Source organism: Roseateles sp. UC29_93 (assembly GCF_042695725.1).
Taxonomy (GTDB): Bacteria; Pseudomonadota; Gammaproteobacteria; order Burkholderiales; family Burkholderiaceae_C; genus Roseateles; species Roseateles noduli_A.
This window is the reverse complement of record NZ_CP170545.1, coordinates 3,210,148-3,227,049: the sequence shown is the minus strand read 5'-3', so window position 1 is coordinate 3,227,049 and position 16,902 is coordinate 3,210,148. Positions and strand designations below refer to the sequence as shown.

At 65.4% G+C, this 16,902-nt stretch carries 17 protein-coding genes; all 17 read right to left on the bottom strand.

Annotated elements, in window-relative coordinates; all coding sequences use genetic code 11:
* Positions 1 to 27 precede the first annotated feature (27 nt).
* Entirely contained in the window at positions 28 to 504 is a 477-nt protein-coding gene (locus ACFJIX_RS14975; protein ID WP_377161347.1) for a hypothetical protein, read from the bottom strand.
* Between the two features lie 621 nt (positions 505 to 1,125).
* Positions 1,126 to 2,490 carry a methyl-accepting chemotaxis protein gene (locus tag ACFJIX_RS14970; RefSeq protein ID WP_377161345.1) on the bottom strand — a complete coding sequence of 455 codons (1,365 nt, stop codon included), beginning with the start codon at positions 2,488 to 2,490 and terminating at the stop codon, positions 1,126 to 1,128.
* 69 nt (positions 2,491 to 2,559) lie between these two features.
* A complete protein-coding gene (locus ACFJIX_RS14965) occupies positions 2,560 to 3,273 on the bottom strand; it encodes an RNA polymerase sigma factor FliA (protein WP_377161343.1) in 714 nt (237 codons plus the stop codon).
* A gap of 21 nt (positions 3,274 to 3,294) precedes the next feature.
* Positions 3,295 to 4,116 carry a MinD/ParA family protein gene (locus ACFJIX_RS14960; protein WP_377161341.1) on the bottom strand — a complete coding sequence of 274 codons (822 nt, stop codon included), beginning with the start codon at positions 4,114 to 4,116 and terminating at the stop codon, positions 3,295 to 3,297.
* Positions 4,117 to 4,436: 320 nt separating this feature from the next.
* Complete coding sequence (gene flhF, locus ACFJIX_RS14955; RefSeq protein WP_377161339.1) at positions 4,437 to 6,152, bottom strand: flagellar biosynthesis protein FlhF; 1,716 nt, start codon at positions 6,150 to 6,152, stop codon at positions 4,437 to 4,439.
* Complete coding sequence (gene flhA, locus ACFJIX_RS14950) at positions 6,149 to 8,164, bottom strand: flagellar biosynthesis protein FlhA (protein ID WP_377161337.1); 2,016 nt, start codon at positions 8,162 to 8,164, stop codon at positions 6,149 to 6,151. Before flhA ends, flhF begins: the two co-directional genes overlap by 4 nt.
* A gap of 366 nt (positions 8,165 to 8,530) precedes the next feature.
* Positions 8,531 to 9,727: a flagellar biosynthesis protein FlhB gene (locus tag ACFJIX_RS14945; protein ID WP_377161335.1), complete on the bottom strand. Its 1,197-nt coding sequence runs from the start codon at positions 9,725 to 9,727 to the stop codon at positions 8,531 to 8,533.
* Between the two features lie 168 nt (positions 9,728 to 9,895).
* A complete protein-coding gene (locus ACFJIX_RS14940) occupies positions 9,896 to 10,534 on the bottom strand; it encodes a protein phosphatase CheZ (RefSeq protein ID WP_082938636.1) in 639 nt (212 codons plus the stop codon).
* A gap of 16 nt (positions 10,535 to 10,550) precedes the next feature.
* Positions 10,551 to 10,943 (bottom strand): chemotaxis response regulator CheY, encoded by a 393-nt coding sequence (gene cheY / locus ACFJIX_RS14935; RefSeq protein WP_067276146.1) that lies wholly within the window; start codon positions 10,941 to 10,943, stop codon positions 10,551 to 10,553.
* Positions 10,944 to 11,016: 73 nt separating this feature from the next.
* Positions 11,017 to 11,964 (bottom strand): flagellar motor protein MotB, encoded by a 948-nt coding sequence (gene motB, locus ACFJIX_RS14930; RefSeq protein WP_377161332.1) that lies wholly within the window; start codon positions 11,962 to 11,964, stop codon positions 11,017 to 11,019.
* 15 nt (positions 11,965 to 11,979) lie between these two features.
* Complete coding sequence (gene motA / locus ACFJIX_RS14925) at positions 11,980 to 12,837, bottom strand: flagellar motor stator protein MotA (protein WP_088403404.1); 858 nt, start codon at positions 12,835 to 12,837, stop codon at positions 11,980 to 11,982.
* 176 nt (positions 12,838 to 13,013) lie between these two features.
* Complete coding sequence (locus tag ACFJIX_RS14920; RefSeq protein ID WP_377161330.1) at positions 13,014 to 13,772, bottom strand: class I SAM-dependent methyltransferase; 759 nt, start codon at positions 13,770 to 13,772, stop codon at positions 13,014 to 13,016.
* 10 nt (positions 13,773 to 13,782) lie between these two features.
* Positions 13,783 to 14,319, bottom strand: coding sequence for a flagellar transcriptional regulator FlhC (gene flhC, locus ACFJIX_RS14915; RefSeq protein WP_067276156.1), 537 nt, complete (start codon positions 14,317 to 14,319; stop codon positions 13,783 to 13,785).
* A gap of 56 nt (positions 14,320 to 14,375) precedes the next feature.
* Complete coding sequence (flhD, locus tag ACFJIX_RS14910; protein ID WP_377161327.1) at positions 14,376 to 14,699, bottom strand: flagellar transcriptional regulator FlhD; 324 nt, start codon at positions 14,697 to 14,699, stop codon at positions 14,376 to 14,378.
* Positions 14,700 to 14,888: 189 nt separating this feature from the next.
* Positions 14,889 to 15,929, bottom strand: coding sequence for a glycosyltransferase (locus ACFJIX_RS14905; protein WP_377161325.1), 1,041 nt, complete (start codon positions 15,927 to 15,929; stop codon positions 14,889 to 14,891).
* Positions 15,930 to 15,957: 28 nt separating this feature from the next.
* Positions 15,958 to 16,494, bottom strand: coding sequence for a flagellar transcriptional regulator FlhC (gene flhC, locus ACFJIX_RS14900; protein ID WP_088403400.1), 537 nt, complete (start codon positions 16,492 to 16,494; stop codon positions 15,958 to 15,960).
* Between the two features lie 76 nt (positions 16,495 to 16,570).
* Positions 16,571 to 16,897, bottom strand: coding sequence for a flagellar transcriptional regulator FlhD (flhD, locus tag ACFJIX_RS14895; protein ID WP_067276165.1), 327 nt, complete (start codon positions 16,895 to 16,897; stop codon positions 16,571 to 16,573).
* Positions 16,898 to 16,902 lie beyond the last annotated feature (5 nt).

Sequence of the window (16,902 nt, the reverse complement as noted above, 5' to 3'; positions counted from 1 at the left end):
TGGCTCGGGGTCTGCCAGTGAGAGACATCAGCTCGCCTGGATCGAGTTCTTCACCTGGCGGTTGTGGTCCTCGACGACCGCGATCTCCATGACTGCGAAGAAGCTGGCGATCTCGTGGAGGAGATCGAGGGCGGTATCGCGGAGGCAGCCGTTGGCGCGGTGCTCGCTCATCGGGACATCGAAATCCTGCATCAGCGAGATCACTTGGGTGAGGCGTTCGCGGACGTTGAACATGGCGGTGCGGACGGTGGTGGACTGCTTGAGCACGAGCGGATAGCAGTAGCAGCTGCCGTTTTCGAGTATGTCATAGCGATAGGGATTGCCGGCGGCGACGCTGAGCTGCTCCAGGGTGCGTTCGGAATTGAGCTCAAGGGGCATGCGGTCGAGGAGCGGGACTGCCGGGGCGCCGCGGGCCGGGTCCAAGTCGAGGTGTTCGAGGGCCAGGAATTCGGAGAGACGGAAATTGCTTTCGGCGACGGTTTCAAGGAAGCGATTGGAGAGCATAGGATGGAGGTCCTTAACTAAAAGGCAGTTGAGGGACGACCACCTGAGCAATTGAATGCGTAGGGTGGGCGAGATGTCAAAACACGGATTTCCAACGTGCGATCCTCCTCGCGGAAAGATCCATCTCGCCCGCAGAAGCGGGACGATAATTTAGCGCGATAGCATTCGCTGGAAATACGATGTTTTGAGCATCTGCTTCGCAGTATGCAGAAAACCAACCGCAGCGTCGATTACTGGCTTTTGTTGGATTTTAAGCCGCAGTGACTTAACTCTTTAGCCTGACTCCCTAGAATCAGTAGCTACACAAGAGCCAGCCGACCGGGGCCATCCCGACCAGAAGGCCGAGAGGAAAATCGCAGACGTACCAACGACGCCTTCAGCCTTTCGAGGCATAACCGCTTTTAACCACTCGCTTAATGTATGAATTCAAACCACTCCCCGCGCGCGCAAGCCTTTGCATTTCCGCGATATTCGCAGCTCCAGTAGACCCATTAGTATAGAGATAGGTCATCCCATCTCGAAACTGAACCTTGATGGAACCCTGCCCAATCTCATATGCAACCACTCCAGAGTCACCGTTATTGTTGGCATATCTCTCCATGACGTCCTCCCTGTTAAAAATTAGAAATTGAACGCGAGACGCAAACCGCCCCAATGCCTCCCAGCAACGGTGACGGGTGCCGAAGCCTCCTTGAGCAGCACGAAATTCCCACCGCCCATATCCCGGCGGTAGGTTTGCAGAAGGAACGGTCGTTGATTCCGGGCTGAAGCCAGCCCTGTCCGGTCGTTGAAGATCCGCCGGTATCGGCTATTGGCTGTATTCCAAGCCACGTCGCCCGCGCGCTGGGGTTGGCAATAGCGCTTGTTATGCGTCGCCACGTACCCGTTGCGGTCCACCGCGATGCAGAACACCACCTTGTCCGAGAACTTCAGCATCCGCTCCTGGACCTCCGGGAACAGCTGATCCGCGATCTGCGTGAATCTCGTCGTGAACTGCTGCGGGTCGGTCCCCGCGATCGGCTGGTACTGCTCGTCGAAGAGCGACGACGCATCGATCCGCTTCTCCTTCACCGCGCGTTCGAGCAAGCCGGCGATCTCGGCCGACGCGGTCTGCACCGCCTGGATGTACGGGGAGTCCTCGACCTCGATGCCGCTCGACGCGATCTGCTCGATCATCTGCTCCGACAGCCGCAGGAACCGGTCGCTGCACGCGAACGCCGACTCCAGCTTGCGCATCGCCTGCTGGATCTCCACCCCGAGCTCTCCCGAGCGCTCCGCCAGCTGATGCGTCGTCGCCTGGCTTTCCTGCGCCGATTTCGCGATGAGGTCGACATCGACCTCCACATCCGCGAACGCCTGCAGGATCTTGCTCTCGCCGGCTCCTCCCGAGCCGTCCGCCCTCAACTCCCGGCTGAAGGTCCCGATGCGCGCATCCAGCGTCCCCACCGTGCCCATGATGGCCTTCGACGACGCCTCCACCTGCGCCGCCAGGTCCTTCACCGCATCCGCCACCACGCCGAAGCCGCGGCCCGCTTCGCCGGCGCGCTTGGCTTCCACCGATGCGTTGAACGCCACCAGCCGCGTCTGCAACGCGATCTTCGTGATCTCGGACGCCGCCCCGGACACCTGCCGCAGCGTCGCCACGATCCCGCCCACCTCGTCGCCCACGCCCGACAAGGCCGTGCGCGCGCGCCCCACCGCCTCGCGGGTCTGGTTCGTCGATTGATTGATGCCGTCCTGCGCATGCCGGACCTGCTGCAGCTCCGAGCCCAGCGCCTGCATCGCCTGCGCCTGCGAGGTCACGACCTTCTGCGTGTCCTCCAGCAGTCCGCGGACTTCGGCCGCGTCACGGCCCAGTTTGGAAACGCCGGAGGAGAGCTCCCGGACGACCTTCGCCGTGTTGCCTTGCATCGCCGGCTCATGAAAGCCGATGTCGGCTCCCCCACCGACGCATCTGGCGCCACCTTCCCGGCGCGCCTGCGCCATGAGTCCCACATCGGTCGCTCCCCTCATGGTTTATGGACCACAAGAACTGCGGCCGCTGTGCGGCTCGTTTTACCAGTCGCGCAGCTTCACGCGCAATCGGGCAATCGCTTGACTGTGTAGCTGGCACACCCGCGATTCAGTCACCTTCAGCACCGCGGCGATCTCTTTCAGGTTCATGTCATGTTCGTAGTACATGGACATGACGTAGGCCTCGCGCTCCGGCAGGTTCTTGATCGCCTCCACCAGCGCCTCGCGCATGCGGTGGTCGCGCAGCATCGACATCGGATCGGCCGAATCGTCGCTGACGTGACGGTCGAGGTAGTCGTCGCTGTCGTCGTCCCCGGAGATGTCCTCCAGATAGACCAGCTGCGTCCCGCGCACCTTGCCCAGCATCTCCTGGTACTCGGTCAGCGAGATGCCCATCTCGACGGCGATCTCGGACTCCTGCGGCGGGCGGCCGAGCTTCTGCTCGAGCTTGTGCACCGCGCTCTCAATCGAGCGCTGCTGGCGGCGGTTGCCACGGCTCATCCAGTCGCTGCCGCGCAGTTCATCGAGCATCGCGCCGCGGATGCGCTGCGTCGCGAAGGTCTCGAACTGCACGCCCTGCGCCGTGTCGAAGCGCGACAGCGCGTCCGTCAGGCCGATCAGGCCGACCTGGATCAGGTCGTCCAGTTCGACGTTGGCCGGCAGTTTCGCGATCATCTGATGCGCCAGACGGCGCACCAGCGGGCTGTACTGGCGGATCAGCGAGTTGTTGTCGAGTTGACCCTTGGCGGTGTACATCGTCTCGTCTCCAATCCGGCGTCAATGCACAGCGAGGGTCACGCCTTGCGGGGCGCGGCCAGCCTTGGGCTGCCACATCGGCCGCGGACGCAGCGGCATCGCATCAGCGGCGCTGTCGAGCGCCGCACCCGGTACCGAGGCCAGCAGCAGCTCGCGCGCCATGTGACGCAGCTCGTGCGTCAGGGGCGCGGAGACCGGCTGGCGGGGATCCATGCAGGCCCACTCGCGCAGCACCGCGCCGAGGAAGCCGTCGCCGCAGCTCGAGAGCTGCTGGGCGATCCGCTCCGCCAGGCGCAGCTGCGGGTTGCAGGCCAGCAGCAGGCTGTAGACCATCAGGCCCGCGCGCTGCGTCAGCCATTTCATGCCGGCGTAGGCGTAGGTCACGCTCTGCACGTCGGTGTCGGCCAGCAGCACCGGACGCACTTCGCGCGAGACCAGCACGCGGCTCAGTTCCGCGGCGCTGGCATGCAGCAGGACGACGTCCGCGAACGGCGCCGCGTCGGTCACCGCTTCGAGGAACTGGGCGGCCGAACCGTTGGCGTTGATGTAGCGCAGCGGCAGTCCGCGCGCGGTGAGGAAGGACACCTTCGCCGACAGCGGCTCCACGCAGGCCGCGAGGTCCACCGCCGCCAGGTCCGACGGTGCCGCGGCCTGCTCGCCCGCGTCCACGACCAGCGTGTGCAGGCCGAGTTCGCCGAACGCCGCGCACATGCCTTCCAGCAACGCGCCGCTTCCCACCACATGCGGATTGCTCACCACCGGCACCACGCGCACGCGCGCCGTGGCGAACAGACGGCGCAGGCCGTCGGCCTGGTCCTTGGGAGCATTGCTGAAGTCGCGCATTGGGCTGCTCTGTGTCTCTTGCGTGTTTCCGCTCCAGCCACCATGTCCCTCTCGAAAGGAACCGGCCATTGCTGGAGCCGTTACCGGAAGTTTCGCCCCGGGGGCCACTCCTTGACCGGGAATTGAAAGGGGGAAACACCCCGCTTTTCTCTCCTGGCACCCTCACCTCGTGGACCTCTCACACAACGACTTCGAGTCGTCCCCCGCCGCAACGGAAAAAGGGGGAAAGGCCCGAGCCCTTCCCCCTTTCTAGAACTTGTGACCGGGTTTGGCAACTCCCGTCCCCCGGAAGCCCCTCCGACCGAGCGGTCAGCCCTTGGTCAGTTCATCCCCATCGGCGAGGATGCGCCCGCCGATCCGGCCATCGTGCCGGCGGTGAAGATCAGGTTGACGTCGGAAGCATCCACGCGCCAGGCCGCCTGGCCGTGGCTGCGCAGCGCGCGCTGCACCAGGGCCTGCGACGACAGGCGATGCCAGTCTTCCGGCACGCGCTGGCCGTTGGTGACGCCCAGGACGCGCAGCTTGTGACGGATCACGGTGTCCAGCGCCGGGGCCAGCTTCACCGCTTCGTCCAGCTTGGACAGGATGACGCCCTGCGCTTCCGCGCCGCGCCAGGCACCGACCACGTCCTCGATCGTCTCGCCCTGTTGAGCGGCGTTGACGACCAGGATGCGCTTGATGCTCTTGTGCGCCAGCATGTCCAGCAGCTCGGCGGTCCGGCTGTCGCGCTGGGCCGTGCCGGCCGTGTCGATCAGCACCATCTTCTTGGACGACAGCAGATCCAGCAGGTCTTCCAGCGAGGCGCGGTCATGCGCCGTGTGCACCGGCACGCCCAGGATGCGGCCGTAGGCGCGCAGTTGCTCGTGGGCGCCGACCCGATAGGCATCCAGCGTGATCAGGCCGAGCTGGCTCGCGCCGTACTTGGTGGCGAAGGCCGCGGCGATCTTGGCCGTCGTCGTCGTCTTGCCGACGCCGGTCGAGCCGATCATCGCGAACACGCCGCCTTGATCTTCCAGGGCCGGTTGCTGCTCGGCGGTCTGCACGTTGCGCGACAGCACGTTGGCGGCCCACGCATGGGAATCGGCTTCCTCGGTCGTCTGCGCCGGCAGGCCTTCGACCAGCTTGCGCACCAGGGCCGGCGAGAAACCGGCATCCAGCAGCTTCTGCGTCAGGCGGGCCTGCGCGGGCTGGCGCTGCAGCTTCTCCATGAAGGCCAGCGCGCCGAAGCGCTCTTCGATCATGCCCTTCATCGCGCGGAGCTCGGTCATCATCTCCTGCTCGCGGCGCGAGGACGCCGGCATGTCGTTCAACGGATGGTTGCCCATGCCGCCGAAGCCGTGGCCGATGCCGCCCAGGTCCTGCAGCGACTGCTGCTGCACGCGGATCTCGTCGCGCAGCACCGGCGGCACGACGCGCGGCGCGGGGGCCGGCGCGGAGTCGTAGGCACGCTCGTCGACACGACGGGCGCCCAGGGTCTGCATCGCCGAACGCGCACGCTGATCGCGCTGCGCGGCCATCGAGGCGACCGATTCATTCATTTGCGACTGCGAAAAGGCGGGCGCCGACTCGTCCATCATCGGATCAGGCAGGCCGTTCATCTCGGCCGAGCGGCGCTTGAGCATGCGCTCCCGAACGTAGTCCTGGAAGGACAGCGTGCTCATGGCCATCGCATTGACGTCCTCGCCCACCGAGGCGCCCGAGCCACCGAAACCGGGCTCCGCGCGCTGCGGGGCCGGCGACGCGGACAGACGCTGCTTGAGCGCCTGACGCGGCGGCACGTCTTCCCGTTGCTGCTGGCGCTGCGGCTGGGCAGCCGGCTGACGCGGCGCGGCGGCGCGGGGCGCAGCAGCGGCGGCACGCGGCGTCGAGGCGGCGACGCGCTCGATCTGCGACATGCCTTCCGGCGCCATCGCCAGCACCTCCACCCCTTCGGGGCAAGGCTTGTTCGAGAGCACGACCGCTTCGTCGCCGAAGGCCTGGCGGACCAGGGCCATGGCTTCGCGGGAATTGCGGGCGGTAAAGCGTTTGACGTTCATGCCGTGCCTCCGATGATGGAGCCGATGCGGATCGTGTGCGTTTCAGGAATCTCGCTGTGTCCCAGCACCTTCAGCCGCGGCGCAGCGCGCTTGAGCAGACGGGCCAGGGGAGCGCGAATCAGGTCGGGCACCAGCAGGCAGGCGGGCAAACCGCGATCCTCTTGGGACTGCGCGGTCTGCGCGGCACTTCTTGCAAGCGTGTCGGCCACGCCGGGATCCAGCGCCGCGCCGTGAGGCGAGTGCAGGGCCTGCGAGACCAGACGTTCCAGCTCGGGGTCGAGGGCGATGACGTCGAGCTCCTTGGCCGGTCCGTAGATCTGCTGCACGATCGCCGGAGCGATGTGGATGCGGATGCGACGGGCCAGCTCGGCGGGATCGGTCGTCTGCCCGGCGTTTTCGGCCAGGCTTTCCACGATGGAACGCATGTCGCGGATGTGCACGCCCTCTTCCAGCAGGAACTGGAGGACTCGTTGCAGGGCGGCGACATTGACCATCTTGGGAATCACGTCTTCGATGAGTTGGGGCGCTTGCTTGGTGAGGTGATCCACCAGCTGCTGGGTTTCCACCCGGCCCAACAACCGGGCCGCGTGAACTTGCAGCAAGTGTGAAAGATGAGTGGCCACCACGGTCGCGCAATCAACGACGGTAAAGCCCGCCATTTGCGCCATATCCCGTTGCCGCTCCTCGACCCAGACCGCCGGGAGTCCGAAGGCGGGATCCGTGGTGGGCGTCCCGATCAGCTTCTGCGTGGCGTGACCGGGGTTGATCGCCAGCCACATGCCCGGGTAGGCCTCCGCTTCCCCGATCACCGCGCCGCGCAAGGTCACGCGGTACTGGCTAGGGCGCAGTTCCAGGTTGTCCCGGATGTGCACCGACGGCGGCAGGAAACCGATGTCCTGCGCAAACTTGCGGCGCACGCCCTTGATGCGGCTCAGCAGGTCGCCTTCGCGGGTCTTGTCGACCAGCGTGATCAGGCGGTAGCCGACCTCCAGGCCCAGCGTGTCCACGGCGACAACGTCGTCCCAGGAGGCTTCGGCATCCGGGTTCGGCGCGCCGGGCACCGGGGCGACGGCCTTGCGGGACTCGGCGGCCTTCGTGGCCTGCTCCTTGGTGCGCAGCCAGTAGGCCAGATAGCCCAGGGCGCCGGCGATGATCATGAACACCAGGTGCGGCATGCCCGGGATCAGGCCCAGGATGAAGACGACGCCCGCGGTGATGGCGACGGCCTTGATCGAGCCGAACACCTGCGAGCCGATCATCTGGCCGACGTCCTTGTCCTTGCCGACGCGCGACACGACCAGGGCGGAGGAGACGGAGATCAGCAGCGCCGGGATCTGCGCCACCAGCGCGTCGCCGACGGCCAGCAGGATGTAGCTGTCGGCGGCCTGGCTGGCGGTCAGACCGTGCTGGACCACGCCGATGACGAAGCCGCCGACGATGTTGATGAAGAGGATCAGGATGCCGGCGATCGCGTCGCCGCGGACGAACTTCGAGGCACCGTCCATGGAGCCGAAGAAGTCCGCCTCGTCGCCCAGTTCGGCGCGGCGGCGCTTGGCTTCCTTCTCGTCGATCAGGCCGGCGGACAGGTCGGCGTCGATCGCCATCTGCTTGCCGGGCATCGCATCCAGGGTGAAACGCGCGCCGACTTCGGCGATCCGCTCCGCACCCTTCGTGACCACGATGAAGTTGATGACCACCAGGATCGCGAACACGATCAGGCCGACGGCGAAGTTGCCGCCGATCAGGAAGTGGCCGAAGGATTCGATGACCTTGCCCGCGGCGCCGGCGCCGGTATGGCCTTCCAGCAGCACCACGCGGGTGGAGGCCACGTTCAGCGACAGGCGCAGCAGCGTCGTGATCAGCAGGACGGTCGGGAACGCGGCGAAGTCCAGCGGCCGCAGCATCTGCGAGGCCACCAGCATCACCATGATGGACATGGCGATGTTGAAGGTGAAGAACAGGTCCAGGGCGAAGGCCGGCAGCGGCAGCACCATCATCGACAGGATGATCATGATGGCGATCGGCGCCCCGAGCGCCTGCACGATGGCGGCGCGGGTCCGAGGAAGTTCTGCAAACGGGCCATCAGCTCGTTCATCGGTGCTGCCTTCAACCTGTTGGATGCCGGAGGGGAATTCACTTGCCCGACACTGCCGCCGGGCCCCGCCATTGTTCGGCGAGAGCCAGTTTTCCTTTAGCCGGATAAAGGGGGTGATTCCCCCCCGGAATCGCGCCTACCTCGGCGCCACTCCGGAGCGCCCTCGCCAGAGGGGCCCGGGCCGGTGCCCCCTTGGAGCGAATTCCGAGCGGCGAGGAGGAGATTGAGCGGAAAGGGGGCACCGGCCCGGGCCCCGCCCGCTCGGTAAATCGAACAGCCGAGATCAGGCCGGCTTGCCTTCCGGGAACTGATCGTCCAGCTCCTCTTCCGGCGGCGTCCAGCCCGGCTTCTTGTGCGGGTCGAGCTCGTCGGGCACCGGCGGGTTCGGCACGGCCTGCGGCGAGGCGCCCTGCCCCTTCAGCGCGGCCTTCAGCTGATACACGTAGGCCAGCACCTGCGCCACGGCGCCGAACAGCGCGCCGGGGATCTCCCGGTCCAGCTCGGCGTGGGCGTACAGGGCACGGGCCAGCGCCGGCGCCTGGAGCACCGGGACCTTGTTTTCCTTGGCGATGTCGCGGATCTTGAAGGCCAGCAGGTCCAGGCCCTTCGCCACCACGCGCGGCGCGCCGAACTTGGTCTCGTCGTAGGCGATGGCGACCGCATAGTGGGTCGGGTTCATCACGACCAGGTCGGCCTTCGGCACCGCCTGCAGCATCCGGCGCTTCACCAGCTCCCGGGCCTTGGCGCGCATCTTGTGCTTCATCTCGAGGTTGCCTTCGGCTTCCTTGAGCTCGTTCTTGGCTTCCTCGCGGGACATCTTCAGCCGCTTCAGGTACTGGTGGCGCTGCAGCGGCACGTCGATGACGGCGAACAACGCCAGGCACAGGCCCAGCATCATCAGCCCGCCCATCAGCTGCTTGCCGGCGAAGGCCAGCGCCGACGGCAGCGGCACCGACATGATCCCGATGAAACCGGCGATGCGGTCCTTCAGCGCCATCGCGCCGACGACGCCCAGCACCAGCGACAGCGCCACGGCCTTCAGCGCCGTGGTCAGGTTCTGCATCTGGAACAGTTTGCCGAAACCGGTGATCGGATTCAGGTTCGTGAATTTCGGGGCCAGCGGCTTCATCGTGAAGTTCCAGCCGCCCGAGGCGATGTGCGCGGCGATCGCCGCCATCGCCAGGATGATCAGCGCCGGCAGGCCCAGCATGAAACCCTGCCAGGTCAGCGTCGACAGGCGCTCGGTCATCATGCCGGCGGAACGCAGCTGTTCGGCATCAAACCGCAGCGCACCTTCCAGCATGCGCTGCAGGGTTTCGACGGCGTACGGCGTCGACGTCGCGAACAAGGCGCCGCCCGTGGCCATCACCGCGAAATGCGGCAGGTCCCGGGAGCGCGGCAGTTGACCTTCCTTGCGAGATCTTTCGATCTTTTTCTGCGAGGCGGGTAAGTTGCGGTCTTGTGCGTCTTGATCGGCCATGGGTGGTCACGGCCCTATGCCGTGGCCCCGCCATTGTTTGGCCGGAGGGGGTTTCGCCTTAGCCGGATAAGGGCCCGAAATCGGCCCGACTTCCGATCTCGCCAACCCAGAAAGCAGAAACCCGCGCCGAGGCGCGGGTTTCGTTGCGGCCATGCCGGCTTCGAAAGATCAGAAGCCCAGCGAGGCCAGCAGGTCGTCCACTTCGGACTGGTTGGCCACCACGTCGGCGCGGCCTTCCGGGTTCACGACCGGGCCCTGCAGGATGCTCGGGTCGACCTTCTCGCGCTGTTCCGGCGGCACCACCGAGACCAGCAGCTTCACCAGCGAATCTTCCAGGTCGTTGGCCAACGTCACGACCTTGGCGACCACCTGGCCGGTCAGGTCATGGAAGTCCTGCGACAGCATGATGTCGGTCAGGTGGGTGTCGATCTTCGACGTGGAGGATTCGACCTCCTTGACGAAGTTCAGCACCGCGCCCGACGCCACCGCGCGGACCGGGTCCGCGGTGATCGCCTGGGCCATCGCGTTGGCAGCCTCGGTGATCTTGGCGTGCTCGGCCTTGGCCTGGTCGACCGAGTTCAGCACCTTGTTGGCGGCGTCGGCGGTCTTGTTGGCGATGTAGGTCAGGCGGCTGCGCGCGTCGGGCAGCCCGTCGGTCGCGACCTGCAGCTTGGGCATCACGCCCAGCTGCTGCATCGTGTCGTGCAGCACGCGCGTGATCGTGCCGATCTGTTGGAACACCTCGGGCGAGACCGTCAAGGGCTCGTTGGATTGCGAGGTCAGTTTGGCCAGCTCTTCCATCTGCATGGTGGGACTCCCAGCGTCAGGCCGCAGCGGCCAGCTTCTGCATGATCTTCAGGACCTTCTCCTCGAGCGTGGCCTTCGTGAATGGCTTCACGATGTAGCCCGCCGCGCCGCTCTGGGCGGCCAGGACGATGTCTTCCTTGCGGGCTTCCGCCGTCACCATCAGCACCGGCAGGTGCTTCAGCGTGGCGTCTTCCTTGATGGCCTTGAGCAGCTCGAAGCCATTCATGTTGGGCATGTTGATGTCGCTGACGACGAAATCGTATTTCGCCTGTTTCAGCATGCTCAGGGCCTCGACGCCGTCTTCCGCCTCTTCGGCGTTGTTGTAGCCGATCTCCTTCAGCAGACCGCGCACGATCCGGCGCATGGTCGAGAAGTCGTCGACGATCAAGAATTTCATGTCAGTGCTCATGGCGTTCCTCTGAGGGGACTGGAGGGCTTAAGGCGAGATCTGGTTATAGATGACAGAACGTCGATCCGGAACGTTATCGGCCCGCGGGCGCGGAACTTGAGGCCTGCGGCGCGCTCGCCGCGGGGTCTGAAGTGTCCTCGTCCTCATCGGGCAGGTTCTTCAGCACCGCATCCTCGGCATCGCGATTCATCACGATGATGCTGATGCGGCGATTGACTTGGGCTTTGGGGTCTTTCGTGTCCAGCAGTTTGCTTGACGCCAACCCCTGCACGCGAAGTACCCGGGCATCCGGCAGACCGCCCGCCACCAGCTCTCGCCGCGAGGCATTGGCCCGGTCCGCCGACAGTTCCCAGTTGCTGTATCCACGCTCGCCCGCAGAAAACGGCTGTGAATCCGTATGTCCTTCCAGCGTCAGCCGGTTGGGCACCTCGGACAACACGTTGCCGAGTTCCTGCAGCAACTCGCGCATATACGGCTTCACCACCGCGCTGCCGCTGTCAAACATCGGACGATTATTCTCGTCCACGATTTGGATCCGCAAGCCCTCGCGTGTCATATCGAGCCGGATTTGCCCACCTAATGCCGCAATTTTGGGGTTCTCCGCGATGATTTTCTCGACCTTGTCCTTCAACTGCTGCAGGCGTACGCGTTCCGCCCGCCGCTGCTCTTCCTTGAGGGCCTTCAGGTTGATGGTTTTCCGAGGAGATTCGACGTCGCCGGCCTTGACCTGGCCGGTCTGGCGCGTCAGGTCCTGACCGCCGCCCTTGATGATGTGCGACGCGTCGCCCGAACCCGAGCCGCCGAACATGGCGACCTTCAATGGCGAGGCGAAATAGTCCGCGATGCCCTTCTTGTCGCCCTCGGTCGTCGAGCCGAGCAGCCACATCAGCAGGAAGAAGGCCATCATCGCCGTCACGAAGTCGGCGTACGCGATCTTCCACGCGCCGCCATGGGCGGCATGGCCGCCCTTCTTGACGCGCTTGATGATGATGGGCTGGAGTTTCTTGGCGTCACCGGCCATGGTGATTCACTCCGTTCACTTCTTCTTCACGTGGCCTTCGAGCTCGGCGAAGGTGGGGCGCTCGGTCGAGTACAGCACCTTGCGTCCGAATTCGATCGCCACCTGCGGCGCGTAGCCTTGCATCGAGGCCAGCAGCGTGGTCTTGATGCATTGGAGTTCCTTGCCGGCCTCGTCGACCTTGGCTTCGAGCGCGCCAGCCAGCGGCTCGGCGAAGGCGTAGGCCAGCAGGATCCCCAGGAACGTGCCGACCAGCGCCGAACCGATCATCCCGCCGAGCACCGCCGGGGGTTGGCCGACCGAGCCCATGGTGTTCACCACGCCGAGCACCGCGGCCACGATGCCGAAGGCCGGCAGGCCGCCCGCCAGGCGCTGCAGCGCGATCACGGCGAGGAAGGCCTCGTGGTGGTGGGTATCGATCTCGGCGTCCATCAGGGACTCGATCTCGTGCGCATTGAGGTTGCCCGAGACCATCATCCGCAGGTAGTCGGTGATGAACTCGGTGACGTGGTGGTCGTTGCCCACCGTCGGGTATTTCTGGAAGAGCGGCGAGCTGTGCGGGTCCTCGACATCCTTTTCGATGGACATCAGGCCTTCCTTGCGCGCCTTCTGCAGGATGTCGTAGAGCAGCGCCAGCAGCTCCATGTAGCGCGCCTTGGTGTACTTGCTGCCCTTGAAGCAGTCGCCCAGGCCCTTCATGGTGGCCTTCATGACCTTGGGCGGGTTCGTGGCCAGCATGCCGCCGATCGCCGCGCCGAAGATGGTGGTCATCTCGAACGGCAGCGCGTGCAGCACCACGCTGATGTTGCCTCCGTGCGCGATGAACACGCCGAAGATGCAGGCCAGTGCCAGCAGCCAACCGATGATGACAAACATGGAATTCGTTCCGTCCTGAAGTTGCCGCCGCGTCCCCTCGCGGTCCGGGCCATCTCATCCCTTATCGACCGGCTCCCCGCCCGCTTGAGCCCGGCCTGTGACGGCCGGTATCTCGCGAGCGCCGGTCGGGCGTCACAGTCTCGTGTCGTTCGACATTGATGGAGCGCGCCCCGGCCTCAGGCCTGCAGGTCACGCACCCGGTAGGCGTAGAGCTGGTGGCGGGTGCCGGTATCCAGCTGCGCGAAGACGGGTTGTCCCGGCAGCGGGAAGTCCAGGCTGACCAGCCAACTGCCCGGTCGCATTTCCGTGCGCGCCTTGTCCAGCGCGCGCGGCATCGACTCGGGCCGCTGGAAGAGGTAGACCAGGTCCGTGTCGCGCCACGACTGGGCCCACAGGTCGCCCCGGGCGATATCGGCCCAGGGGCAGCGCAGGCGGGCCAGCAGCCACAGGAAGCCACTGTATTCAATGCCCGCGAAACGCACGCCCGGATAAGCGCGGCGAAGGGCCACCAATCCGTCGCCTAGCCCGCAGCCGGCGTCCAGCACGCGGGCGCCGCCGTGCAGCTTCACACGCTCGGGGAGCGCGCGCAGCGCGTCGTGCGGTGTCGGGAACAGCGGGGCGTCGCTCCAGCCTCGGCGGGGATAGGCGAGCACCAGCACGCCCAGCGGGATCAGCCAGATCCAGGCCGGCAGGTCGGTACCGGTGAAGAGCAAGGCCATCGGAAAGCCGGCGGCGACGATCATGCGGCGCCAGGTCTGGCGATGCAGCCCGGCGAGAATCAGCCCGAGGCCCGAGGCGACGATCGCCGCCGGCCAATCGGGCCCGAACAGGCGCCAGACAACGAAACAGGCGGCCCAGCTCAGCAGCGCCAGCGTCGGCCAGCGTAGCGCGGAGCGAGCATCTCCCGAAGCGCCGTGGGGGAGTCGGGCGGCCATGACGGCGCCCTCAATGCATCTGGATGCCACCGGCCGCCTTGCCCTTGCCGGCACGCGCCGGAGGGTTGCACAGGCCACAGACGTAATGCTTGGCAACCTCGTGCGGGTGGGTCACGAAGTGGCCGCCACACTTGCTGCACTTGGTCATCGTCAGCATGCCGTTGTCCACGAACTTCACCAGACGCCACGCACGCGTCACCGACAGCAGCTGCTCCAGGTTCTGCGCCGCGGTCTGTTCCTGGTACAGCTGGTAGGCCTTGATGACGACGTCGATCTCGTCCATCTCGGCCACCTTGTTCAGGTACTCGTGGATGTTCAGGAACAGGCTGGCGTGGATGTTGGGCTGCCAGGTCATGAACCAGTCCGTCGAGAACGGCAGCTGGCCCTTGCTGGGGCTCTTGCCCGAGACTTCCTTGTACAGGCGCAGCAGACGCTCGTAGCTCAGGTCGGTTTCCGACTCCAGCACCTGCAGGCGGGCGCCCAGGTGGATCAGCGTCACGGCGCGATCGATCTGCTTGGCTTCGGTCAGGATGGACTTGGTGCGCATGTCGGTGTCTCCGGCTTCAATTCAGCTTCAGTTGACGCGATGGGCGTCGATATAACTTAGGCGGCTTCCTGATGACGTCCAGCCATCAGGATGGAGGCATGCAGACGGGAGACGCTGTCGTTGGCGGCCGGCTTGCCGTGCGAGGTCAGCAGGCCCCACACCAGGTCGTCGTCCATGCGGAAGCGGCACAGCAGCGTGTTGCCCGAGGCGATCTTCAGCATCTGGGCAGCGCTCAGCGTGGTCAGCAACGTCGCGGTCTCTTCCGAGATTCCCAGGCGATACAGCGCCTGTTCGCGGTCGGCGCGGATCAGGCTCTGGGCCAGCATCAGGTACGACAGGTTGGCTTCGCGGATCTCGGCGAGGATTTGGTCGGCGTTCATCGTTCGGCTCCTGGGGTGTTGGGTGCTGATGTCGTTTTGTTTCAGCGTGAGACGAACTGTAGAGATGGTGACACGCAAGCAACATCAGGTCGCTTCTATCTCCGGGTTAGGGAGCGCGCCGACGGGCTTGTCAGATGAATTCCTACAAGATGCCAGATCAGCGCCATCCCGGCGCTGCTTTTTGAGGGATCACCGCGCCTCGCGCAGCCCCCTCGCCTCCTCCGGGCGCCCGGTGGCTTCCAGGAGCAGTGCCAGGTTGTAGGCGGCGAGATGACTGCCCCGCCCCTCGACAGCACCCGGTTGGTCAGGGCGTTCACCAATCTCCAGACAGCGACGCCAGGCGCCTTCGATCATCGGGATCAAGGCTTCGGCTTGCTGCGGCTGGTCCGCCGCCCAATCCAGCAACAGATCGCCCAGCGCGAAGAAGAAGTCCGGCGAGTCCCCGCATCGTTGCAACTGCGTTTCCGCGAAGACCAGACCGTCGGCATGGCGCTTGAGAGACTTCAGACCGAAGAGTCTTCTCGCGACCAGATCGTTCCACCATGCAGGCGGCAGGGGCAACGAGGTCAAGCGGTCAACGGCATTCACGAACGCTGCTTCCGCATCCGCGAAGCGGTCATAGACCGAGAAGTCCTTGCCGAGCTGGTACCAGAGATACGGGTTGGCAGGATCTTCATCGACCGCCGCACGCAGCAGCCGCTCGTTGCGTCCCTGCTTCACGTGAAGTCGTTCAGGCAGGTAGCCGTCGTGCGCGACATGAATGTCGAGCGCCCTGACGGGCAACTCATGCGCAGGCTGTTCGTGGATGCGGCCGGTGTAGCGAATGCGCCCCGGCAGCACGCGGCTGAGACGCGATTGCGCGGTGCCGCCGTCGAAATGGTCTTGAAGCGTGATCGTGCCGACAAACTCGGGGGCGGTGCTGCGCAACGCCTCAAGGGCCGCACCACTGCCCTCCCCGATCAACCATTCATCGGCATCGAGCACGACATGCCAGTCGGCGCCGGCCGCGTCGAGCGCGGCATTGCGCGCGGCGGCGAAATCGTCGATCCAGCGGAAATGCACGACCCGGGCGCCGGCAGCTTCAGCCAGACGAAGGGTGTCGTCGGTGGAGCCCGTATCCATGACCAGCAGTTCGTCGACGAACGGACGAACGCTGGTCAACAGCCGGGCGATCGTCGCCGCCTCGTTGCGGGCGATGACAACCAGGCAGCTGCGCCAGCGGGTAGACATTCGACGAAATGATCCTGACGCGATACGCTCAATGCATCTGGATGCCGCCGGCCGCCTTGCCCTTGCCGGCGCGCGCCGGAGGGTTGCACAGGCCGCAGACGTAATGCTTGGCGACCTCGTGCGGGTGAGTCACGAAGTGGCCGCCGCACTTGCTGCACTTGGTCATCGTCAGCATGCCGTTGTCCACGAACTTCACCAGGCGCCACGCGCGGGTGACCGACAGCAGCTGCTCCAGGTTCTGCGCCGCGGTCTGTTCCTGGTACAGCTGGTAGGCCTTGATGACGACGTCGATCTCGTCCATCTCGGCCACCTTGTTCAGGTACTCGTGGATGTTCAGGAACAGGCTGGCGTGGATGTTGGGCTGCCAGGTCATGAACCAGTCCGTCGAGAACGGCAGTTGGCCCTTGCTGGGGCTCTTGCCCGAGACTTCCTTGTACAGGCGCAGCAGACGCTCGTAGCTCAGGTCGGTTTCCGACTCCAGCACTTGCAGGCGCGCGCCCAGCTTGATCAACGTCACGGCGCGATCGATCTGCTTGGCTTCGGTCAGGATGGACTTGGTGCGCATTGGGGTGCTCCGGGTGCTGTCGGATGTTCTCGGGCGGCAATTTCTCTGCCTGAGGCAGTTGCCTGAATCTTCTGGATCAGGCAGCGGCTTCCTGGTGGCGGCCCGCCATCAGGATGGAGGCATGCAGACGGGAGACGCTGTCGTTGGCGGCCGGCTTGCCGTGCGAGGTCAGCAGGCCCCACACCAGGTCGTCGTCCATGCGGAAGCGGCACAGCAGCGTGTTGCCCGAAGCCATTTTCATCATCTGCGCCGGGCTCAGCGTGTTGAGGAGCGTCGCAGTCTCTTCCGAGATGCCCAGGCGATACAGCGCTTGTTCCCGGTCGGTACGGATCAGGCTCTGGGCCAGCATCAGGTACGACAGGTTGGCTTCGCGGATCTCGGCAAGGATCTGGTCGCTGTTCATCGGGT